Here is a 22590-nt window from a genome sequence, read left to right as displayed (position 1 = left end):
AGCGCAGCCGGCAATCCCGCGGCATGGCAAAATCAGACGGAAGCGGCCGGCCCGAGCGGGATCCAGGGCCAGCCAATCCACCGTCAGATCAGACGACCGTCAGGCGGACGTCGACATTGCCGCGCGTCGCGTTGGAGTACGGGCACACCTGGTGCGCCTTCTCGACCAGCGCCTCGGCGTCCGCGCGGGACAGGCCCGGCAGTGAGACGGCGAGATCGATGTCGAGGCCGAAGCCGCCGGCCGAGCGCGGGCCGATGCCGACGGTCGAGGTGACGGAGGCGTCGGCGGGGACCTTCGGGCCGCCCTGCGAGGACACGAACTTCATCGCGCCGATGAAGCAGGCGGCATAGCCGGCCGCAAACAACTGCTCGGGATTGTTGCCGGCGCCGCCGCCACCGCCGAGTTCCTTCGGCGTGGTGAGCTTGACGTCGAGGGCGCCGTCGAGGGTCGCAGCATGGCCGTCACGGCCGCCTGTGGCTTTTGCGCTGGTCTTGTAGAGGACGTTCACGGACATTTTCGTCTCCTCAGGGTCTTCGGGTTGCGGTGGAATCTCTATCGCAAACAATTGGATTGTGCACAATTGAAATTTGCATGCCTCACATTTAATTGTTCGCAATTGAATGTCGGCCCGCCCGGTCCCACAATGCGGGTCAGTCTCGTGAGATTCTCTATGGCCCGGAAATTATCGACCCTGGATCCGCAACGTCTCGACAACCAGATCTGCTTCGCCGTCTATTCAGCCGCGCATGCCTTCAACCGCGTCTACAAGCCGCTTCTGGACCGGCTCAGCCTGACCTATCCGCAATATCTGGTGATGCTGGTGCTGTGGGAGCGGGACGACGTGCCGCTCAAGGACATCGGCGAAAGGCTCTTTCTCGATTCAGGCACGCTGACGCCGCTGCTCAAGCGGCTCGAAGCCGCGCACCTGGTCAAGCGCACGCGCTCCAGCGAGGACGAGCGCCAGGTCCTGATCGCGCTGACGCCGCAAGGGCACGCGCTGAAAGACAAGGCACGCAGCGTCCCGCAGTCGATTCTCGCCGCGTCGGATTGCTCGGTGTCGGAGCTGGTCGCGATGAAGGACGAGATCGTCGCGCTGCGCGATCGGTTGAATGCGGTGATTGGGGAGTAGGGGGATTCGTTAGAGCCCGTCTTCGGCCTTTGCTCTGGCGGAGCAGCCTTCGCTCATTTCGCTACGAGAGACTTCCCGGGCTTGCCGAGCCGTAGCTCGCGAAGCGAGCGAGGGTTGGTGGAGCCAGGCGGGATCGAACCGCCGACCTCTTGCATGCCATGCAAGCGCTCTCCCAGCTGAGCTATGGCCCCTTAACCGACCGACGCGCCGTGGGCAGCGCGCCGGGAAAGACCCAGAACCACAGTTCTGGAATTATCTCAAGTCTCTTCATCACCTCCGACATCACCAATGATGTCGGTCACGTCCTCATCGCCCTCTTCCTCGTCGGGAATAAAGGTCGAATCATCGTCATCGTCGTCGTCGAGGGTCTCGTCGACCTCGATATCGTCCTCGGATTCGGGGACGACGGCCTTGACCTTGCCGGTGTTCTCCTCGGCATCGGCCTCCTCCAGCGAGACCTCCTCGACCTCCGCCGGCTCCGGCGTGGTGTCGGCGGCTGCTGCAGCGTGGCGGGCTTCGGCGCCGCGCGGCACACGCGCCGGCGCCACGGGTGCGATCGGCACAACCTCGCCGGTATAGGGCGAGATCACCGGATTCTTGTTGAGGTCATAGAATTTCTTGCCCGTCGTCGGGCAAATACGTTTGGTTCCGAGTTCGGACTTGGCCACGGCAGAGGAATCCTGGGATGTCTGAAAAGCGGTGCTTCACTTGGCTAGTTGGCGGCCCGCTGTCAATAGCGCATTACGAGAGAAAGACATGCTCGTGACGGCGGGGAGACCATGTGGTACCTGCCCGCAGCTTCTCCGGGCGCATCGAAGGACACAATCTTGACCCATTCCGACAAGCCGACGCCGCTGAAGTCGCGCGCAAGCGGTCCCCTGACCGGAAAAGTACGGGTGCCCGGGGACAAGTCGATTTCCCACCGGGCCCTCATCCTGGGGGCGCTCGCTGTCGGCGAGACCCGGATTTCGGGCCTCCTTGAGGGCGAAGACGTCCTCAACACCGCCAAATCGATGCAGGCGCTCGGCGCCAAGGTCGAACGCACCGGCGATTTCGCCTGGAAGGTCCACGGCGTCGGCGTCGGCGGCTTTGCCCAGCCCAAGGCGGCGCTGGATTTCGGCAACTCCGGCACCGGCTGCCGATTGGTCATGGGCGCCGTCGCGGGCTGCCCTATCTCGGCGGTGTTTGACGGCGATGCCTCGTTGCGCAGCCGTCCCATGCGCCGGATCCTCGATCCGCTCGAAAAGATGGGGGCCAAGGTCGTGTCCGGGGGTGAGGGCGGTCGCCTGCCGCTGACCGTCCAGGGCGCGCGGGATCCGCTGCCGATTACGTACAAGACCCCGGTCGCCTCGGCCCAGATCAAGTCGGCGGTGCTGCTGGCGGGCCTGTCGGCGCCGGGCACCACAACCGTGATCGAGAGCGAGGCCAGCCGCGACCACACCGAGTTGATGCTGAAGCATTTTGGCGCCGACGTCACCTCGGTCGACGAGGGGGCTCACGGCCGCCGCATCACGCTGGTCGGCCAGCCCGAACTGCATGGTGCCACCGTCATCGTGCCCGCCGATCCGTCTTCGGCGGCCTTTCCGGTCGTCGCGGCGCTGATCGTTGAAGGCTCTGACGTCGTTCTGTCGGACGTGATGACCAATCCGCTGCGCACCGGCCTTTTTACCACGCTACGTGAGATGGGTGCGTCCATCGAGGAAAGCGATGCGCGCGGTGATGCCGGTGAGCCAATGGCGCGCTTGCGCGTGCGCGCATCAAAACTGCGCGGCGTCGAGGTTCCACCGGAGCGCGCACCGTCGATGATCGACGAATATCTGGTGCTGGCGGTCGCGGCTTCGTTCGCCGAAGGCACGACCATCATGCGCGGCCTGCAGGAGTTGCGCGTCAAGGAATCCGATCGGCTCGAGGCCACCGCGGACATGCTCCGCGTCAATGGCGTCAAGGTCGCTGTTTCCGGCGACGATCTGATCGTCGAGGGCCGCGGCCACGTCGCGGGCGGCGGCACTGTCGCCACGCATATGGACCACCGCATCGCGATGTCCGCGCTGGTGATGGGCTGCGCGTCCGATCAGCCGGTGACGGTCGACGACACCGCCTTCATCGCCACCAGTTTCCCGGACTTCATTCCGATGATGCGGGCGCTGGGGGCCGAGTTTTCATGAGGCCGCGGCCATGAGCCCGTCATGCAATTGTAAGCTGTATCGGGAGTAAGCTGCCAATGCGCCCGAAGACCCTTGCTGAAGCCGTCGATTGCATCTGCGCCGGTGCGCCGCAGGACGCCACTTTGGCTGAATTTCTAGATACGTTCGATTTGGCAGTGACGATTGATGCTCAATATCTGACTATCGAGGACGAACCGGCGCTGACGCAGAACGATCGGCTCGATGCGCTCGTTGGAGCCGTCGCGGAGTATCTGGCGAAGCAACGTCGCCTTGGCCGGGTACCTTCTTGGGTGTGTGATCCGGCGCGCCGGCTGGCCGAGCCTTGGTTCACCGCCGCGTGTCCGACTGACGGCATGCGCGAATATCTTACCTATGCGAGCCCAGCCGCATTCTCTTCTCGCAACATTTTTACCGAAGAGCAGCCGTTGCGGCGCGCCCGCGGACCCCACCCGGTCAAGGTTTGAGTGACATGATCATCGCCATCGATGGACCGGCGGCCTCGGGCAAGGGCACGCTCGGCAAGCGCCTCGCCCATCACTACGGCTATCGTCACCTCGATACCGGCGTGATCTATCGCGCGGTTGCCTACGCCCTGATGCAGTCCGGCCAGGATCTCCGGGACGAAGCGGCCGCGGTGCAGGCCGCGCTGGAACTCGATCCCGAAAAATTCGGCAATCCCGCCCTCAAGACCCAGACGGCCGGTGAAGGCGCCTCCATCGTCTCGGCGATCCCCAGGGTTCGCGAGGTCCTGCTCGATTTCCAGCGGCAATTCGCCGCCGGTCCGCCCGGCGCGGTGCTGGACGGCCGGGACATTGGAACCGTGATCTGCCCCGATGCCGACGTGAAGATATTCGTCATGGCTGACCCAAAAGTCCGCGCCCGCCGCCGCACCATGGAGGCGAGGGCGCGGGGTGAGGATGCGGATGAGGCGGCGGTGCTGGCCGACATCATCCAGCGCGACGAACGCGACAAGAACAGGCCGATTGCGCCTTTGAAACCGGCCGCGGATGCTTACTTGCTAGATAACTCCCAACTGGATATAGAAGGCGGCGTCCGGGCCGCCATCGACATTATCGAGGCTGTCCGAGCGGGCCGGTCGCGGGGTTAAGCCGCAGCCGTCATTGGAGGAAGTGCCCGCTCCCGCTCTTTGAGGTCGATACTCTCGGTCCCTGTTGGGGGCCGATGCGATCCAGGCTCCGGACAGCAGATTTTCAACGTATCGAACGTGCGGGCCTCAGCCGGCCCGCTTCCGCTGTTCTGGTCGCAGACCGGAGCAGCGAGCGGTCGCTCGAAGGTTTTGTGGACCTTCCGACACTGCACGCCCGATACGCCCAAAAACCCAACGGCCGGCAAGACATCCGCAACTGGAGAACAAATGGCTTCGATTTCCGCTGATACCTATAGCCCGTCGCGCGACGATTTCGCCGCGATGCTCGACGAGTCCTTCGCAGGTGGCAACCTGCAGGAGAGCTCGGTCGTCAAGGGCAAGGTGGTTGCAATTGAAAAGGACATGGCCGTCATCGACGTCGGCCTGAAGACCGAAGGCCGCGTTGCGCTGCGCGAATTTTCCGGCCCCGGCCGTGAGAGCGAGATCAAGGTTGGCGACGAGGTCGAAGTGTTCCTCGATCGCATCGAAAACGCCCTCGGCGAAGCCGTGCTGTCGCGCGACAAGGCGCGCCGCGAAGAGAGCTGGGGCAAGCTGGAGAAGGCGTTCCAGAACAACGAGAAGGTCACGGGCGTCATCTTCAACCAGGTCAAGGGCGGCTTCACCGTCGATCTCGACGGCGCCGTTGCCTTCCTGCCGCGTTCGCAGGTCGACATCCGTCCGATCCGCGACGTTGCGCCGCTGATGAACAACGCGCAGCCGTTCCAGATCCTCAAGATGGACCGCCGCCGCGGCAACATCGTCGTCTCCCGCCGCACGGTTCTCGAAGAGACCCGCGCCGAGCAGCGTCAGGAGCTGGTGCAGAACCTCGAAGAGGGTCAGGTCATCGACGGCGTGGTCAAGAACATCACCGATTACGGTGCGTTCGTTGATCTCGGCGGCATCGACGGCCTGCTGCACGTCACCGACATCGCGTGGCGCCGCGTCAACCACCCGACCGAAGTGCTCTCGATTGGCCAGACCGTGAAGGTCAAGATCATCAAGATCAACCACGAGACGCACCGCATCTCGCTGGGCATGAAGCAGCTGCTGGACGATCCGTGGCAGGGCATCGAAGCCAAGTACCCGCTGGGTGCCCGCTTCACCGGCCGCGTCACCAACATCACCGACTACGGCGCGTTCGTCGAGCTCGAGCCGGGCATCGAAGGCCTGATCCACGTCTCCGAGATGTCGTGGACCAAGAAGAACATGCACCCCGGCAAGATCGTCTCGACCTCGCAGGAAGTCGACGTGCAGGTGCTGGAAGTCGATTCGGTCAAGCGCCGCATTTCGCTCGGCCTCAAGCAGACCATGCGCAACCCGTGGGAGGTCTTCGTCGAAGGTCACCCGACCGGTTCGACGGTCGAGGGCGAAGTCAAGAACAAGACCGAGTTCGGCCTGTTCCTGGGCCTCGAGGGCGACGTCGACGGCATGGTCCATCTCTCCGACCTCGACTGGAAGCTTCCGGGCGAGCAGGTGATCGACAACTACAAGAAGGGCGACATGGTGAAGGCCGTGGTGCTCGATGTGGACGTCGAGAAGGAGCGTATCTCGCTCGGCATCAAGCAGCTCGAAGGCGACCCCTTCGCCGAGCCGGGCGATGTCAAGAAGGGCGCGGTCGTGACCTGCGAAGTGCTCGAAGTGAAGGAGAGCGGCATCGAGGTGAAGATTGCCGGTACCGACTTCACCACCTTCGTCAAGCGCTCGGAGCTCGCGCGTGACCGCAACGACCAGCGCGCCGAACGCTTTGCCGTCGGCGAGAAGGTCGATGCCCGCGTGATCCAGTTCGACAAGAAGGCCCGCAAGGTCCAGGTGTCGATCAAGGCGCTCGAAGTCGCCGAAGAGAAGGAAGCCATCGCGCAATACGGCTCCTCCGATTCGGGTGCGACGCTGGGCGACATCCTGGGCACCGCGCTCAAGAACCGCGACAGCAAGTAAGCGAAACGCAAATTTTGCTGACATCGAAGCCCCGGCGCGAGCCGGGGCTTTTTTGTTGGTGCTCCATCCGGGGTGCGCGGGGCCTTGTTTTCTTCAAATTGCGCCGCAATTGATGTATCCAGACAAGCCATTGGTCAGGTTGTGACGGCACAACGCCAGCGGCCTTTCATTTGGAGATATTCCGATGTCGCTCGATTCGGACATCATCGTCGATCGCCGCAGGATCCGCCGCAAGCTGACGTTCTGGCGTGTGATGGCCGCACTGATCGCGATCGCTGCGATCGCGGGCTTCGCGCTGATCGCGACACCGGGCGCGAGCGGCAGCTTTGCTACCGCAGGCTCCATCGCGCGCGTGCAGATCGATGGCCTGATCCGCAGCGATTCCGAGCGCACGCGGGCGCTGGAGCGGCTGGAGAATTCGCAGGCCGCCGCCGTGATCGTTCACGTCAATTCGCCGGGCGGCACCACCGCCGGCTCCGAGCAGCTCTACGATTCCTTGACGCGCCTGAAGGCGAAGAAGCCGCTGGTCGTCGTGGTCGAGGGCCTTGCGGCGTCCGGCGGTTACATCACCGCGATTGCGAGCGACCACATCATCGCCCAGCAGAGCTCGCTGGTCGGCTCGATCGGCGTGCTGTTCCAGTTTCCAAACGTCTCGGAACTCTTGAAGACCATCGGCGTCAGGGTCGAGGAAGTGAAGTCCACGCCGCTGAAGGCGGCGCCCAACGGCTTTGAGCCGACCAGCCCCGAGGCCCGGGCCGCGCTGGATGCGCTGGTGAAGGATTCCTATGCCTGGTTCAAGGATCTGGTGAAGCAACGCCGTGGCATGGATGACACGCAGCTCGAAAAAGTCGTCGATGGCCGCGTCTTTACCGGCCGCCAGGCAATCGATCTCAAGCTGATCGATCAGCTCGGCGACGAGAACACCGCCGTGACCTGGCTCGAGGAACAGAAGGGCGTCAAGAAGGGTCTCAGCGTGCGCGATTACAAGCTCGAGTCGCGCTTCGGCGACCTGCCGTTCCTCAAGACGGCTGCCGCCGTGACGCTGGAAGCGCTTGGATTCGGCTCGATTGCGCACCAAATCGCGCAAACCGGCGTCGTGCAGGCGGTCGATCGCGTCGGGTTGGATGGAATGCTGGCCCTGTGGCAACCGGCTGCGTCGAATTGAGCGGAAACAGCGGGAACCGCGCGAGCTTCAGACCTTTTTCCCGCCCGGCGGGTAGCCGTGCAGCCCGCTTTTTCGGCATTTGTCACGCATTTTCACGACGCTCAACCTTCATTTAGCGTCTTGACAGATCAAGGCATTTTCACGGAAATGGTCATCCGCACGCTTCCGGGTCCTATCTCTCGATGATCAAATCCGAACTTGTTCAGCGTATCGCCGAGCACAACCCGCATCTGTACCAGCGGGATGTCGAGAACATTGTGAATGCGATTCTCGAAGAGATCGTAGCGGCACTGGCGCGCGGCGACCGCGTCGAGCTGCGCGGCTTCGGCGCTTTCTCGGTGAAGCACCGCCCCGCGCGCGCCGGCCGCAATCCGCGCACCGGCGCCCATGTCCCCGTCGATCAGAAGAGCGTTCCGTTCTTCAAGACCGGCAAGGAAATGCGCGAGCGGCTGAACCGCGATCATCCGGATCCCGGCGCGCCGGACTAAGAAGCCGCTGTCGTCCGGGCATTACCGAACGGCCGCATGATGCGGCAGCAAGCTTGATTCAAGACGAGCGATCGCGATGCGAAAGTTCCTGACCGCGCTGATCGTGATTCCACTGGGCCTGATCCTGGTGGCCTTTGCCGTGGCCAACCGGCATTTCGTCACTGTCTCCTTCGATCCCTTCATGGCGGCCGATCCGGCGCTGTCGATCACGCTGCCGCTGTTCCTGCTGCTGATCCTGGTGGCTGCCGTGGGCGTCATCGCCGGCGGCTGCGCCGTCTGGTTCGGCCAGCGGCACTGGCGGCGCGCCGCACGCCGGAACGAGGCGGATGCACGGGCCGCCCGGGGCGAACTGGCTGATCTGCGGGCCCAGGCGGCCCCGGCCAAGCCCGAGTCCCAGCGCCTCCCGGTGCCATCAGGGGTGGGCCTTTACGGGGCCATCGGGCGAGACAAGCAGCGCGCGACGTTGTAGAAGCGGCCCCGACCGAAAAACCCGTTTCCCGGCCGCCGCTTGCGGCCTCCACCTGCTTTGAGACTGTATTCCGAGTCCATGTCCCTGCTTGTCAAAATCTGCGGCCTGTCCACGCCCGAGACGCTCGACGTAGCGCTCGAGGCGGGCGCCGACATGGTGGGGTTCGTGTTCTTCCCGCCGTCGCCGCGGCATGTGTCACTGGAGACAGGGCGTGATCTCGGCCACCAGGTCAAGCGGCGCGCGCTCAAGGTCGCGCTCACGGTCGATGCCGACGACGCCACGCTCGACAACATCATGGACGTGCTCTCGCCGGACATTTTTCAGCTCCATGGCAAGGAGAGCGTGGCGCGGCTGCGCGACATCAAGCAGAAGTACGGCCGTCCCGTGATGAAGGCGGTGCCGGTTGCAACCGCGGCCGATCTTGCGGTGCTGCCCGGCTACGCCGCGGTCGCCGATCGCATCCTGTTCGACGCGCGCGCGCCGAAAGACGCGACCCGGCCCGGTGGCCTCGGCGCGCCCTTCGACTGGCACCTGCTGGCAAATCTCGATCTGAAACTGCCCTACATGGTCTCGGGCGGGCTTCATGCCGACAATGTTGCCGAGGCCGTTCGCGTTACCATCACCGGCGGCGTCGATGTGTCCTCCGGTGTCGAGAGTGCTTCCGGCATCAAGGACCCCGAGCTGATCAAGGCCTTCATTCGCGCCGCGCGCGCCACTCAAGAGTTGAGCGTTCGATGAACATCGCCAAACCAAACTCCTATCGCAGCGGTCCCGACGAGCGCGGCCATTTCGGCATCTTCGGCGGACGCTTCGTCGCCGAAACCCTGATGCCGCTGATCCTCGATCTGGAGAAGGCCTACACTGCGGCCAAGGCCGATCCGGCCTTCCAGGCCGAGATGAACGGCTATCTCAAGAACTATGTCGGCCGGCCGTCGCCGCTCTATTTCGCCGAACGCCTCACCGAGCATCTCGGCGGCGCCAAGATCTATCTGAAGCGCGAAGAGCTCAACCACACCGGTTCGCACAAGGTGAACAATGTGCTCGGCCAGATCATGCTGGCGCGGCGCATGGGCAAGAAGCGCATCATCGCCGAGACCGGCGCCGGCCAGCACGGCGTCGCGACCGCAACACTGTGCGCGCGCTTCGGCCTCGAATGCGTGGTCTATATGGGCGCCGTCGATGTTGAGCGGCAGCAGCCCAACGTGATCCGCATGGAGATGCTGGGCGCCAAGGTGATGCCGGTGCAGTCGGGCACGCGCACGCTGAAGGACGCCATGAACGAGGCGCTGCGCGATTGGGTCACCAACGTGCATAACACCTTCTACTGCATCGGCACGGTGGCGGGCCCGCATCCCTATCCGACGCTGGTGCGCGACTTCCAGTCCATCATCGGCAACGAGACCAAGACGCAGATGCAGGAGGTCGAGGGACGCCTGCCGGATTCGCTGGTCGCCTGCATCGGCGGCGGCTCGAATGCGATGGGCCTGTTCCATCCGTTCCTCGATGATCCCTCCGTTGAAATCTTTGGGGTCGAGGCCGCGGGCCATGGACTGACGCAGCTGCATGCGGCCTCGATCGCGGGCGGCCGTCCCGGCGTGCTCCACGGCAACCGCACTTATCTCTTGATGGATGCCGACGGCCAGATCCAGGACGCGCATTCGATCTCGGCCGGCCTCGACTATCCCGGCATCGGCCCCGAGCATTCCTGGCTGCACGAGATTGGCCGCGTCAATTACCTCTCCGCGACCGATGACGAGGCGCTCGCCGCGTTCCAGCTGCTCTCGAAGCTCGAAGGCATCATTCCCGCGCTCGAGCCCGCGCACGCCATCGCCAAGGTGATGGAGCTCGCGCCGAAACGGCCTGGAGATCACCTGATGGTCGTCAATCTCTCCGGCCGCGGCGACAAGGACGTCCCGCAGGTCGGCGACATCCTGAAGGGCAAGACCAAGTGAGGAGCGTGTCGCGCTTACTTCACCTCTCCCCATCGGGGAGAGGTCGGCTGCGAAGCAGCCGGGTGAGGGGCCTTTCCACTCACTCGAACCTCAGCGATGTGCGGACGAGCTCAAGAACACCTTCAATATTTTCGTATACATCCGTGTTCGAGACACGAAGGACGAAGAATCCGCAGGCTTCAAGGACCTCAGTTCTTGCCTTGTCGCGCTCGATCTCGGTCGGGCTGGAATGCGTGACGCCGTCAACTTCAATGATCAGTTTTCCGTCCAGCGTCACGAAATCGACGACGTATCGGTCGACCGGGTGCTGGCGGCGAAACTTCCAGCGGGCGAGCTGCCTGTTGCGCAGCGCCTGCCAAAGTTTCGCTTCGGCACTCGTCTGCGACTCGCGGAGCCTTCGCGCTCTCGACTTGAACCTCTCCATCCCCCTCACCCGGCTGCTACGCAGCCGACCTCTCCCCGACGGGGAGAGGTATAGCACAGCGGCCGCGGAATCATGACCACCCGTATCGACACCCGTTTCGCCGAGCTGAAACAAGCCGGCCGCTCGGCCTTCGTCACTTTCGTGATGGCGGGCGATCCCGATCCGGCGACGTCGCTCGAGATCATCAAGGCGCTGCCGAAGTCCGGCGCCGATGTGATCGAGCTCGGCATGCCCTTCACCGATCCGATGGCCGACGGTCCGTCGATCCAGGCCGCGGGCTTGCGCGCGCTCAAGGTCGGCATGACCTTGAAGAAGACGCTCGATCTGGTGCGCGACTTCCGCAAGGACGACAACGCCACGCCGATCGTGCTGATGGGCTATTACAATCCGATCTACATCTACGGCGTCGACAAATTTCTGGTCGATGCGAAGGCCGCCGGCATCGACGGCCTCATCATCGTCGACCTGCCGCCGGAAGAGGACGACGAGCTTTGCCTGCCCACGATGAAGGCTGGCCTCAACTTCATTCGTCTGGCGACGCCGACGACCGACGACAAGCGCCTGCCCGCCGTGCTCGCCAACACCTCGGGCTTCGTCTACTACGTCGCCATCACCGGCATCACGGGTGCTGCGGCTGCGGACGCGACGGCCATAAGCGAGCCGGTCGCCCGTATCAAGCGCCACATCAAGCTGCCGGTCTGCGTCGGCTTCGGCATCCGGACGCCGGAAAACGCGCGCGACATCGCGTCCCATGCCGACGGCGCGGTGGTCGGCACCGCGTTGGTCGATGCGCTCAAGGATAGTCTCGACGCAGAAGGCCGGGCGACCGCCAAGACCGTTAACGCCGTGGCTGAGCTGACCGCAGCCCTGGCCCAGGGCGTCAAGGGCGCTCAACAGGCGGCCAAATAGGCCATAATTCCGCTTCTGGAGCGGGCGACACGGCGGCTTGCCGGGCAAGGGCCCGGCCGCCATATAGTCCTTCAGGCGATCCCCTGCGGGATCGCACATCGGAGCAAACCATGAACTGGCTTACCAATGTGGTCCGGCCGAAGATCCGCAACATGCTGCGGCGGGAGACGCCGGAGAATCTGTGGATCAAGTGCCCGGATTCCGGACAGCTCGTGTTCTACAAGGACGTCGAGGCCAACCAGTTCGTCATCCCCGGCTCGAACTACCACATGCGCATGGGCGCGGTGGCGCGGTTGAAGTCGATTTTCGACAACGAGACCTGGTTCGACGTCGCCTTGCCCGACGTCACGCCCGATCCGCTGAAGTTTCGCGACGAGAAGAAATATGTCGATCGCATCAAGGATGCGCGTGCGCGCACCAATCTGAACGACGCGATCAAGGTCGGCTACGGCAAGCTCGAAGGCGCCGGCGTCGTCGTCGCCGTGCAGGATTTCGATTTCATGGGCGGCTCGCTCGGCATGGCCGCGGGTGAGGCCATCGTGCGTGGGCTCGAGCTCGCGGTCGAGAAGAAGTCGCCCTTCATCGTGTTCGCCGCATCCGGCGGCGCGCGCATGCAGGAAGGCATCCTGTCGCTGATGCAGATGCCGCGCACGACTGTCGCGGTGCAGATGCTGCGCGAAGCAAAACAGCCCTACATCGTCGTGCTGACCAACCCGACCACCGGCGGCGTCACCGCATCCTATGCGATGCTGGGCGACGTGCAGATCGCCGAGCCCGGCGCGCTGATCGGCTTTGCCGGTGCGCGCGTGATCGAGCAGACCATCCGCGAGAAGCTGCCTGAGGGTTTCCAGCGCGCCGAATATCTGAAAGAGCACGGCATGGTTGACATGGTCGTGCACCGCCATGAATTGCGTCCGACCCTGGCGCGGCTCTGCCGCCTGCTGACCAGGGCTCCGGCGCATGAGGGCGCTTCGAAATCGGTGCAGCCTGTCGTCAGCCCGGCGCAGATCGTATCGGCCGCTGAGCCGGCGCCGGCTGCGCCCCACGCGTGAACGTGTCCTCTAACAGCGCAAAGCCGCCGCTTGATGCATTGATCGGGCGACTGTCGGCCCTGCATCAGAAGCGCATCGACCTCGGGCTTGAGCGGATTCACCGCCTGCTCGAGCGGCTCGGTCATCCCGAACACAAGCTGCCGCCGGTGATCCACGTTGCCGGCACCAACGGCAAGGGCTCGACGGTGGCCTATCTGCGCGCGACGCTGGAGGCTGCCGGCCTGCGCGTCCACGCCTACACCTCGCCCTATCTCGTCCGCATCAATGAATGTTTCCGGCTCGGCCGCGTCGGCGGCGGCGTGCTCGTCTCCGACGACGAATTGCGCGCGGCGCTGGAAGAGGTCGAGCGCGTCAATGCCGGCGAGCCCGCGACACTGTTCGAGCTGAAGACCGCCGCCGCTTTCCATCTGTTCGCGCAAAATCCGTCCGATGCGGTGCTGCTCGAAGTCGGCCTCGGCGGGCGGCTCGATTCGACCAACGTGGTCGATGCGCCCGCGGCCTGCGTGATCACACCGATCAGCATGGATCACACGGATTTCCTCGGGGACACCATGACGTCGATTGCCGGCGAGAAGGCCGCGATCATCAAGCGCGGCGTGCCTGTGATCTCGGCGGAGCAGATGTCTGAGGCGATGGCCGTGATCGAAGCGCAGGCCAAGCGCATGCGCGCGCCGCTGTTTGCCGCGAACGAAAGCTGGCACGTCAATGTCGAGCACGGCCGTCTGGTCTATTCCGACGAGCGCGGCCTGATGGATCTGGCAGCGCCGCGGCTGTTCGGCCGCCACCAGTTCGACAATGCCGGCCTCGCCATCGCGACGCTGCGCGCGATCAGCGCCTTCAAGATCAACCAGGCGGCATTCGAGGCCGGCATCCTCAGCGCCGAATGGCCGGCGCGGATGCAGCGTCTCACCTCGGGCGAGTTACTCTCCTGGGGCCCGCAGGGCTCGGAAATCTGGCTCGACGGCGGGCACAATGCCGAAGGCGGCCGTGTCGCGGCCGCCGCGCTCGGCGATCTCGAAGAGCGGGTGTCGCGGCCGCTGGTCGTCATCGCCGGGATGATGGCGAACAAGGACCCGAAGGCGTTCCTGGCCAACTTCGCCGGCCTGACCCGCCACATCATCGCGGTGCCGATTCCGGACACCGAGAACGCGATGCCGGTCGACCGTCTCGCGGACGCCGTCCGCAGCTTCGGCATGCGCGTCGAGGTCGCGCCCGGCATCGAGGCCGCGCTGCGCGCCTTGTCGCGGCTCGCCTACGAGGTGCCGCCGCGCATTCTGATCACCGGCTCGCTCTATCTCGCCGGCCACGTGCTCGGCCTCAACGGCACGCCTCCTGCATAGAAGTCTCGTGCCTTCGATACGAGACCGGGAATGCCGAATGCGTTTTGCCGCAATTGCCGACGTCCACGGAAACTATCTCGCGCTGGAGGCGGTGCTTGCCGATATCCGCGCCCTCGGCATCTCCGACATCGTCAGTCTCGGCGACATGCTGAGCGGCCCGCTCGATGCGCGGCGCACCATCGAGATCCTGATGCCGCTCGACGCCGTGCACGTGCTCGGCAATCACGACCGCTATCTGCTCGACCGTCCGCCGGAGAAGATGGGTTCGTGGGATCGACCCGCCCATGCGCAGCTCAATGCCGCGCAGCTCGACTGGCTGAGTGCGCAGCCGATGACGCGCATGTTCCGGGACCAGGTGTTTCTCTGTCACGCGACACCTAACGATGATGAAATCTATTGGCTCGACACGGTGCATCCCGACGGCACCGTTGCGCTATCGCCGCTCGATCGCATCGAGCAGCTCGCGCAAGGCGTGACGCAATCCCTGATCCTCTGCGCTCACACGCATCTCGCCCGCGCCGTGCGGCTTCGCGACGGCCGGTTGATCGTCAATCCCGGCAGCGTCGGCAGCCCCGGCTATCGCGACGTGCATCCGTTCCCGCATCTGGTCGAAGCCGGCACACCGCACGCGCGCTATGCGATTCTTGAGCTCGTTCACGGCGTCTGGCAGGTGACGTTCCGCCAGATCGCCTACGACCATGAAGCGATGGCCGCGCTCGCCCGCCGCAACAATCAGCCGGAGCTCGCGAACGCACTGGCGACGGGGTGGATCAAGTAGCGCCGCTACGGGTTTGACTCCTTCATAAGTGCGCTTGTTATAAGCGTACATCTCAAAGAGGGAGCGCGCCATGGGCGACGGACATGTCTGGCGAAACGAATATGCCATCGAGACATCTGCAACCGCAGAGACGATCTGGAGCATCTTTCGCGATGTCCCCGGCTGGAAAAACTGGAATGCGGGTATCGAGCAGATCGACATTGACGGGCCATTTGCGACCGGCACCTGGTTCACGATGAAGCCGCCCGGCGAGGAAGCGCTGCGCTCGCAACTGATCGAAGTTCGCGAGAACGCGTGCTTCGTCGACGAGACGCAAGTCGGCGATCTCGTCATCAAGGTCGCTCATCGCATCGAGTCGCTCGGACCGGCGCACACACGCATCGTCTACGCCGTCGACGCCCAAGGCTCGCAAGCGACCGAAATTGGTCCGGTTGTCGCATCAGATTTTCCCGAAGTCCTCGCGAGCCTGGCCAAGCTCGCGGAGGGCAAGGCCGGTGAGAAATAGACCCGGGCTGCGGGCAAAATAAAACGGCCGGCGATCGGCCGGCCGTTTCGAAAAATCTTCCGCGACGTGGATCAGACCGCGGAGGTGATCCACTGCTGCAGCTTCGCCTTCGGCGCCGCGCCGACCTGACGGGAGGCCATCTCGCCGCCCTTGAAGATCATCAGGGTCGGGATCGACATCACGCCGTACTTCGACGCGGTCTTCGGGCTCTCGTCGACGTTGAGCTTGACGATCTTGACCTTGTCGCCCATCGCGCCGGCGATCTCATCGAGGGCGGGCGCGATCATGCGGCAGGGGCCGCACCATTCGGCCCAGAAATCGACGACGACGGGGCCGTTCGCCTTGAGCACTTCGGCTTCGAAATCGGTGTCGGAAACCTTGCCAACGGCCATTGGAGCACCTCACTCGGTTGAAAGAGAATCGGCGCGACGTGGAATCGCGCCCGGGATCATGGCGTCAACCTATGAACGCCCCCTTGCCGGGTCAAGGATGCTCACGCCGACATGAAGGGATGCCAGCGCCGCGTCCAGCGCGGAGGCTGAAATCTCCATATATTCAAGGGCCTCGGTCCAGAGCAAAACGGCGCGGATCGGCTTTTGGGGATAAAGCCGCGAAAGCACCGCCCGGTACAGCGCAAGCTGCCGGACATGGGCGGCGGGCGCTTCCGCGGCGCTTTTGGGGGCCGCCTGGTTGGTCTTGAAATCGACGATCAAAACCTCGTCCGGACGAACGACCAGGCGGTCGATCTGCCCCGACACCAGCGCCGGCGGGCGGCCCGGCCGGTCGAGTCTCCCGACGATGGCGGCCTCCGCCCGGCTGCCCTCGGCAAACACCGGTGCAAAGCGCGGCTCGGCGATCAAGGCGAGCACCTTGTCGGCCAGCCTGACGCGATCGGCTTCCGCCCAGTCGCCGGCATTACGGGTCATGAAGCCGAGCGCGGCGTCGCGCCGGCGCTCGATGGCGATGTCCGGGAGCGATTGCAGCAGCCGGTGGACCAGCGTGCCGCGCTGCAGCGCCAGTGCGCGCGACTGCACTGATTCGCCGGATCGCACCGCGCGGCCTTCCTCGGCTGACTGCCCGGAGGGACGCACCGGATCGTCGTCGATCGTCTCGCGCTGCGCCGGCGTCCGGAGCCAATCCGGCAGGCTGATCGTCTGGTCCACGGAGGTCGCGGGCGTACCGAGTGCCGCGGCATCCCCGGGCCGGGCGAATCGGGTCACCTTGCCGAGCGGCGTTTCTATCGTCTGCTTGTCCAGGCCGGAGCCGGTGAGCCCGGTGTCGATGAGGTCGTACCAGCTCAGCTTGCGGACCGTCCTCATATTGCCGGGCAGGCAGCCGCCAACGATCAGCCGATCGGCCGCGCGCGTCATCGCGACATAGAGCAGGCGGCGATATTCGTCCTCGGTCTCCTCCAGCATCGCCTTGCGCGCGTCGGCGACGGGCTTGGGATCGTCCGCCTTGCGCCCGGCCCACACCACGACCTCGCCGCCGTTGCCGCGCGGCACGTGGATCAGCCGGACCCGCTGCGAGTCTGCAGGCGACGATGTGGTGTCGACCATGAACACGACCGAGGCCTCGAGACCCTTGGCGCCATGCACTGTCATCACCCGCACCTCGTCGCGGGTGATTTCCATATCGCGCTTCACCTCGGTGTCAGCCGAGCGCAGCCAGGCCATAAAGCCCTGCAGCGAGGCCGGCGCCTTGCGCTCGCAATTCAGCGCCAGCTCCAGAAATTCGTCGAGCGCGTCATTGGCCTCATGGCCGAGCCGGCGCAGGATGCGCGCGCGGCCGCCGTCACCGCCGAGCAGCCAGGCATAGAAGGCGAACGGTGTTTCCTCGCGGGCGCGCGTCTCGCAAGCTTCAAGGCGCTGCAGCACAGTCGCGAACTTCTCGCTTGTCGAGGCATGCTCGCCGAGCGCACGGCGCAGCGATCCCTTGCGGGCGTGGGCGAGCTGGAACAGGTCGTCGTCGTCGAGACCGAACAGCGGGCTCTTCAGCGCGACCGCCAGCGCGAGATCGTCCTGCGGCAGCAGCAGCGCGTCGGCAAGATTCATCAGATCGATGATCGCGATGTGTTCGGTCAGCTTCAGCCGGTCGGCGCCGGCGACGGGAACGTTGGCGTGCTTCAGCGCCTGGATCACCGCGTCGAACGCATTGCCGCGCCGGCGCACCAGGATCAGCATGTCGCCGTAACGCAGTGGCCGCCGCTCGCCCTCGTGTCCGGTCAGAGTGCCGCTCTCCACCAGCCGCTTGATCTCGGCCTGAATGCGGCGGGCAAGCTTCACTTCGGGGCTGGTGACGGCGACGCCGTCGAACGGCGCGCGCCAGCCCTCGATCTCCTGCCTGTCATCGGCTTCGGCAAGATCCCACAGCTCGATCACGCTCGGGCCCGCATCGGCGAGCGCATTGTGCAGGGGATGGCCAATCTCGACCGAATGGATGCTCTTGTAGATCGTGGGTTCGCGGAAGACGTGGTCGACCGAGTGCAGGATCGCGGCGCCGGAGCGGAACGAATAGGTGAATGCGACCGGATCGAATTTCAGCCCGGCCGCGGTGAACTTGCGATGCAGCTCGCGTCGGCGCGCGTCGAATTCGTGCGGCGCCGCGCCCTGGAACGAGAAGATCGACTGCTTCTCGTCGCCGACGGCGAAGACCGTGCGGTTCAGCCCCTCGCGCGCGCCTTCTCCGGCCGTGAATTCCGAGATGATGTGCGCGACGATATCCCATTGCCGCGGGCTGGTGTCCTGGGCCTCGTCGATGAGCACGTGATCGACGCCGCGGTCGAGTTTGTAATGCACCCAGCCCGACGAGATGCGGTTCAGCATCGCCAGCGTCTTGTCGATGAGGTCGTCGTAGTCGAGCAGGCCGCGTTCCTGTTTTTCGCGGCGGTAATTTGCGGCCGCCGCGGTCGCGATATGCAGGAGAGCCGCGGTGCGATCGCGCATGGTGACCGCGCGGCGCTTCTCGATCAATCCGCTGAGGCGAGACGCTTCGTTCTCGAACAGGCGCGCGACGGACGGATTGTGCTCGCCGAACTTCTTGGTCAGCACCGCCTTGCGCGGCAGTTTTTCATCGGTGAGGAAGACGCCGAGATAGGCATCGACCTGTGCGGCGCCGGAAAACGCCTTTGCCTCGCGGAGCCGGCTGGCCTGGTCGTTGTCGGACTTGCTGCCGTCCTCCAGCGCGGAGGCGATGTCGTCCCAGCGCGACCGCGGTAGAAATGGGCCATCGAGAATCTCATTCTCGACGTCCTCGATGCGGTCGTTCGAAGCGACGCCCAACACGGCCGCCATCTGGTCAGCCGCCGCCCCGGCGTTACCGGCCTCATCGGTCCAGGCCATGAAATGATCGCGGCTGAGGCAGGCCTCGCGGACGACCTCCTTGAAGGTGACGTCGGCGGCACTCGCCATCGCGGTCAGCAGCGCGCGGCCGGTGACGGTCTCCGGATCGCGCGCCGCCTCCAGCAGTACCTTCAGATTGGCGCGCTCCATCATGTCGGTCTGGTCGCGCTCGTCCATGACGGCGAACCGCGCCGGCACGTTGGCCTCGAACGGGAACTGCTGAAGCAGGCGCGTGCACAGCGCGTGGATGGTCTGCACTTTCAGCCCGCCCGGCGTCTCCAGCGCGCAGGCGAACAGCTTTCGCGCCTCGCGGCGCAATTTTCGGTCGGGATGGGGCATGCCGACTGCCTTGATCGCTCCGTCGAGCGCCGCATCATCCAGCGTCACCCAATGTCCAAGCGTCGTGAACACGCGCTCGGCCATGTTCGCGGCCGCCGCCTTGGTGAAGGTGATGCAGAGGATCTTTTCCGGCGGCACGCCCGACAGCAGCAGGCGGATCACGCGCTGCACCAGCACATGCGTCTTGCCCGAGCCGGCATTGGCTGACACGAAAGCCGACGCAGTTGGATCGGAGGCACGCGCCTGCCGCGCGCGCACTTCATCGGGGATGGGACGCAGCGCCTTTACCATTCCTCGATCCCCAAACCGCCGGCCGCGGACCATTCCTTGATCCGGGCGAGATCGTCATAGGCGCCGTAGCGGTTTGTCCACATCGGCAGGTTCAGCGAGGTGTAGGGCTGGTTCTCGTCCTCGAAGGCGCGGATCAGCGCTTCCAGCTTGGCCCGCGCTTCTGCGGCTGCCGTATCCGGCGGCTGCGGCTCGTCGCCTGGCTTGAATTTCAGCTCGAGGATGCGCTCCTCGCCCGGCGGATTGTTGCCGCTCAGCCGGACATAGACGAGCTGGCTCACGGACGCGCCGGCGTCGATGTCGCGGAAGCCGCCCTCGCGGAGGATCGCCGCCTCCAGCGTGAGCTGCGGCGACAGGCCCATGCGGACCTGCTTGCCGGTCGGCGGCTGGCCGGTCTTGTAGTCGAGGATGGCGTAACCGCCGCCCTGGCGCCGCTCGATGCGATCGGCACGCGCGGACAGGCGAAAGCTGCGCTCGTTGTCGAGCTTAATCGAGATTTCGCCGCGGGTCTCCGCCGTGATCGCCTCGATCGCGCCACGCCGCGCCGTCTCCCACTCGCCGAACCAGTGTGCGATGCGCTGGAAGCGTGGCCACCACAGCGCCCGCGCCTCGGGCCGCTCCATCAGCGGCGCAAAATACTTTTCGCCGATCGCACGCAGCACACGCGCGGGATCGTCGGGCAGATGCGCGGCAAAATTTTCGGTGAACTCGCCGAGTGCGTCGTGGATCGCGGAGCCGCGATCGGCCGCGGAGAGCGGCATGTCGACGGGATCGAGCGCGTCGAGCCGCAAGATGTGCTTGGCGTAGATCGTATAGGGATCGCGCAGCCAGTCTTCGATCGCAGTCACCGACATTTTCAGCGGCCGTGTCGCGCGCGGCGGGCGCGGCTCCGGCTGCTTGATCGGCGTGACCTCGGCGGGCTGGTCCAGCGCGCCCGCGAACTGCACGTATTTTTCACCCGCGCGAATCGCGGTCTTCCAGAGATCGTCGCCCGCGACCGCCTCCAACCGATGCAGGAAGCGGGAAGCCACCGCCGGCGCGCCGCCGGCCTTGGCGGAATGGGTGAGGATCACCTCGTCGCCGCCGAGCAGCTGTGCGAAGTCATGGGCGGATAGGCCGATACGGCGTTCCGGCAGGTCGAGGCCAAGCTCATGCCGCATCGGTCGGCTCAGCCAGGGATCGATCCGCGGCGCCGGCGGCCAGACGCCCTCGATCAGGCCACCAATAATGACTCGGTCGGCCTGCATCAGGCGCGATTCCAGCGGGCCGTAGATCTGTAAGCGCGCGCCGGGCTTGTCGCGCCGCCGCACCGCGCGATCGCTGAACGCGGTCTGGAAGACATCGGCATAGTCAGGCAGCGTCACCACCAGCCCGCTGGTCGTGCCGCCGCGCAGGAGATCGTCGAAGGCGCTGGCGAGCGCGAGGCCTTCGCGATCCTCGAAGGCGAGAGGAATACCCTGCTCGTCCCGCGACAGCTCGATCATGATCTCGCGATGGCGGTGCGCGAGCTCGGCGAAGTCAAACGGTTTTGATGACGCGAGACTCTCGATCGGCGTCAAGGCTTTCTGCAACGTGTCGATCAGCGCCTGGATACGGTCGAGGTCGTCCGCCTTGAGACGTGCGCGAGGTTCGGCGTGGTGCAACGCGGAGACTTCGCTGCGCCACAGCTTTGCCAGCTCGTCGCGAAAACGGTTGAACTCGCGCAAGAGGCCGAAGGTCGCAGCCGGCGGACGCGTGCCGCGCAGCACTGCGAGCTCCAGGCCCTCGATCGCAACCTTCCACGCGCCGGGCGCCCGGCCGAGCCGGCACAGCGGATGCTTCAGCAGCGCCAGCAGCGTCGGCGGCTCCAATCCCTTGGTTGCCGCCTCCGCCGCGAGACGGGCAAAGACGCCCGCTGAGGTTTCCATCAGCACGTCGCCGCCGGAATCATCGAAGGCGAGATCCCATCGGGCCAGCGCGGCCATGACGCGTCGCGCCAGCGCACGGTCCGGCGTGACCAGCGCGGCCGATTTGTCGAGATGCCGCGCCTCGCGCATCGCAATGGCGATGGCAAGCGCCTCCATTTCCGGATTGGGGGCTTCGACCACCGCGAGATTTTTCATGCCGCCGGCGATCTTCGCCGCGACCTCCGGCTGCTTCAGCCGGTCGTGCCAAACTTCCGTTTTGGCGGAGGGCCGCATCGATTCGGAGGCGAGCAGATCGCGGCCGCCGTCCGCCGGTGGCTGAAGGATCTGGACGTCGCTGCGCCTGATGCCAAAACGATCCAGCAGCGCATGCATCGCATATTGCGGATGGTTCGATGCCGGATGCTCCGCGAACTTGCCGAGCGAATCGCGCACGCCGCCGATAGTTCGCCAGGCATCGTCGTCGAGATCGGTGTCGAGGCCCGGCAGCACCACGGCGCCGTGCGGCAGCGAGGCGACCGCATGGAGGAATTTTGCGGTGGCCGGCATCGAGCCGGTCGAGCCGGCTGCGATCACGGGCCCATGCGGATGCGCGGTTAGTCGTTTGGCTTCCGCCGCGATCAGCAGATCGCGCCGCGCCGCGGGTTCGATCCTGTTGATCTCGGCGAGATGGCCGGGCCAGGCGATGCGCGCGATCCGCAAAAATTCCAGCGAGTGCTGCCAGTACCGATCGAGCTGGTCCGGCACGAGGCCATCGAGCGCGCTCCAGTCGACGCCGCGCGTGACCATGTCGTCGATCAGGCGGGCGAGATCGCCGGCCAGCGCCAGGGTGGAGGCGGGGCCTCCGACCACCAGCGGCGCCAGCACCGGGCCCTTGGCCCAGGCGGCAACGAGCTGCGCCAATGTCAGCCGCCGTTCGAGCTCGCCAAGCCGCGGCGGAATCTCGAGCGGGGTTGCGCCGGAAAACTGCTCGCCTTGGTCGGCGAAAGCGAGCTCATCCTCATCGATGTCGCCGAGCGCGACGATGCGCGGCAGAACCGCGGCGTCGGCTTTCATCTCGTCGAGGAAGATCTCGCGGACAACGCGCATGGCGCGCCGCGTCGGCAGATACAGCGTGGCGTCCGCGAGCCGCGCCGGTTCCTTGCGCGCCTCGAACCCATCGACCAGCCGGCCGTCCAGCAGAGCCGAGACGATCGTGCGCAGGAACGGAACTGAGACTGGAACGCTGAAAACGCGCATGGGCTGCCTGATTCGGGGATC

The 22590-nt window shown here is 65.2% G+C and carries 21 protein-coding genes and 1 tRNA gene; 15 read left to right on the top strand and 7 right to left on the bottom strand.

The annotated features are described in order from the left end of the window. Window positions 1-88 precede the first annotated feature (88 nt). Window positions 89-514: an organic hydroperoxide resistance protein gene (locus YUA_RS0115850; RefSeq protein ID WP_027531600.1), complete on the bottom strand. Its 426-nt coding sequence runs from the start codon at window positions 512-514 to the stop codon at window positions 89-91. Window positions 515-670: 156 nt separating this feature from the next. Here YUA_RS0115850 and YUA_RS0115845 point away from each other — a divergent pair, with 156 nt between their 5' ends. Continuing rightward, window positions 671-1129, top strand: a complete 459-nt coding sequence (locus YUA_RS0115845; RefSeq protein ID WP_027531599.1) for a MarR family winged helix-turn-helix transcriptional regulator — start codon at window positions 671-673, stop codon at window positions 1127-1129. Between the two features lie 115 nt (window positions 1130-1244). Here YUA_RS0115845 and YUA_RS0115840 read toward each other — a convergent pair. Beyond that, window positions 1245-1320: transfer RNA gene (locus YUA_RS0115840), tRNA-Ala, on the bottom strand. A 66-nt stretch (window positions 1321-1386) separates the two neighbouring features. Next, entirely contained in the window at window positions 1387-1797 is a 411-nt protein-coding gene (locus tag YUA_RS0115835; RefSeq protein WP_027531598.1) for a TIGR02300 family protein, read from the bottom strand. A gap of 111 nt (window positions 1798-1908) precedes the next feature. On the opposite strand from YUA_RS0115835, the gene aroA reads away from it, so the two are divergent. The 9 genes from aroA to trpB all read left to right on the top strand — a co-directional run bounded on the left by aroA (window position 1909) and on the right by trpB (window position 10450). Then, window positions 1909-3294 carry a 3-phosphoshikimate 1-carboxyvinyltransferase gene (gene aroA, locus YUA_RS0115830; protein WP_156947132.1) on the top strand — a complete coding sequence of 462 codons (1386 nt, stop codon included), beginning with the start codon at window positions 1909-1911 and terminating at the stop codon, window positions 3292-3294. Between the two features lie 56 nt (window positions 3295-3350). Beyond that, complete coding sequence (locus YUA_RS0115825) at window positions 3351-3758, top strand: hypothetical protein (protein WP_027531596.1); 408 nt, start codon at window positions 3351-3353, stop codon at window positions 3756-3758. Window positions 3759-3763: 5 nt separating this feature from the next. Next, the gene (gene cmk, locus YUA_RS0115820) at window positions 3764-4402 is read left to right on the top strand and encodes a (d)CMP kinase (protein WP_027531595.1); all 639 of its coding nucleotides are present in this window, start codon (window positions 3764-3766) and stop codon (window positions 4400-4402) included. Window positions 4403-4669: 267 nt separating this feature from the next. Next, window positions 4670-6376: a 30S ribosomal protein S1 gene (gene rpsA, locus YUA_RS0115815; RefSeq protein ID WP_027531594.1), complete on the top strand. Its 1707-nt coding sequence runs from the start codon at window positions 4670-4672 to the stop codon at window positions 6374-6376. A gap of 184 nt (window positions 6377-6560) precedes the next feature. After that, on the top strand, window positions 6561-7541 hold the full coding sequence (gene sppA, locus YUA_RS0115810) for a signal peptide peptidase SppA (RefSeq protein WP_027531593.1): 981 nt from the start codon (window positions 6561-6563) through the stop codon (window positions 7539-7541). Between the two features lie 182 nt (window positions 7542-7723). Further along, entirely contained in the window at window positions 7724-8029 is a 306-nt protein-coding gene (locus tag YUA_RS0115805; RefSeq protein ID WP_007598410.1) for an integration host factor subunit beta, read from the top strand. Between the two features lie 76 nt (window positions 8030-8105). Further along, on the top strand, window positions 8106-8498 hold the full coding sequence (locus tag YUA_RS0115800) for a lipopolysaccharide assembly protein LapA domain-containing protein (RefSeq protein ID WP_027531592.1): 393 nt from the start codon (window positions 8106-8108) through the stop codon (window positions 8496-8498). A gap of 78 nt (window positions 8499-8576) precedes the next feature. After that, a complete protein-coding gene (locus YUA_RS0115795; protein ID WP_027531591.1) occupies window positions 8577-9236 on the top strand; it encodes a phosphoribosylanthranilate isomerase in 660 nt (219 codons plus the stop codon). Next, window positions 9233-10450, top strand: coding sequence for a tryptophan synthase subunit beta (gene trpB, locus YUA_RS0115790; RefSeq protein ID WP_027531590.1), 1218 nt, complete (start codon window positions 9233-9235; stop codon window positions 10448-10450). Before YUA_RS0115795 ends, trpB begins: the two co-directional genes overlap by 4 nt. 79 nt (window positions 10451-10529) lie before the next feature. Here the strand turns inward: trpB and YUA_RS0115785 are convergent, their stop codons facing one another. Then, window positions 10530-10874 (bottom strand): endonuclease domain-containing protein, encoded by a 345-nt coding sequence (locus tag YUA_RS0115785; protein ID WP_027531589.1) that lies wholly within the window; start codon window positions 10872-10874, stop codon window positions 10530-10532. A 72-nt stretch (window positions 10875-10946) separates the two neighbouring features. Between YUA_RS0115785 and trpA the strand changes: the two genes are divergently transcribed. From trpA to YUA_RS0115760, 5 genes are all read left to right on the top strand, one after another. After that, window positions 10947-11783 carry a tryptophan synthase subunit alpha gene (gene trpA, locus YUA_RS0115780; protein WP_027531588.1) on the top strand — a complete coding sequence of 279 codons (837 nt, stop codon included), beginning with the start codon at window positions 10947-10949 and terminating at the stop codon, window positions 11781-11783. Between the two features lie 110 nt (window positions 11784-11893). Next, on the top strand, window positions 11894-12835 hold the full coding sequence (gene accD, locus YUA_RS0115775; RefSeq protein WP_027531587.1) for an acetyl-CoA carboxylase, carboxyltransferase subunit beta: 942 nt from the start codon (window positions 11894-11896) through the stop codon (window positions 12833-12835). Continuing rightward, window positions 12832-14175, top strand: coding sequence for a folylpolyglutamate synthase/dihydrofolate synthase family protein (locus tag YUA_RS0115770; protein ID WP_027531586.1), 1344 nt, complete (start codon window positions 12832-12834; stop codon window positions 14173-14175). Before accD ends, YUA_RS0115770 begins: the two co-directional genes overlap by 4 nt. A gap of 37 nt (window positions 14176-14212) precedes the next feature. Continuing rightward, on the top strand, window positions 14213-14953 hold the full coding sequence (locus tag YUA_RS0115765; RefSeq protein WP_027531585.1) for a metallophosphoesterase: 741 nt from the start codon (window positions 14213-14215) through the stop codon (window positions 14951-14953). A gap of 70 nt (window positions 14954-15023) precedes the next feature. Continuing rightward, entirely contained in the window at window positions 15024-15458 is a 435-nt protein-coding gene (locus tag YUA_RS0115760; protein WP_027531584.1) for an SRPBCC family protein, read from the top strand. 71 nt (window positions 15459-15529) lie between these two features. On the opposite strand, the gene trxA is transcribed toward YUA_RS0115760, so the two are convergent. The 3 genes from trxA to addB form a co-directional block, all read right to left on the bottom strand. Next, on the bottom strand, window positions 15530-15850 hold the full coding sequence (trxA, locus tag YUA_RS0115755) for a thioredoxin (protein ID WP_007598398.1): 321 nt from the start codon (window positions 15848-15850) through the stop codon (window positions 15530-15532). A 69-nt stretch (window positions 15851-15919) separates the two neighbouring features. After that, window positions 15920-19429 carry a double-strand break repair helicase AddA gene (gene addA / locus YUA_RS0115750; RefSeq protein WP_027531583.1) on the bottom strand — a complete coding sequence of 1170 codons (3510 nt, stop codon included), beginning with the start codon at window positions 19427-19429 and terminating at the stop codon, window positions 15920-15922. After that, window positions 19423-22569 (bottom strand): double-strand break repair protein AddB, encoded by a 3147-nt coding sequence (gene addB, locus YUA_RS0115745; protein ID WP_027531582.1) that lies wholly within the window; start codon window positions 22567-22569, stop codon window positions 19423-19425. The genes addA and addB overlap by 7 nt, the downstream gene beginning before the upstream one ends. Between the last annotated feature and the right edge of the window lie 21 nt (window positions 22570-22590).

Origin of the sequence: Bradyrhizobium sp. WSM3983 (assembly GCF_000473045.1) — a bacterium.
Taxonomy (GTDB): domain Bacteria; phylum Pseudomonadota; class Alphaproteobacteria; order Rhizobiales; family Xanthobacteraceae; genus Bradyrhizobium.
The sequence above is the reverse complement of the archived record's forward strand: the minus strand, read 5'-3'. Positions and strand labels throughout refer to the sequence as shown.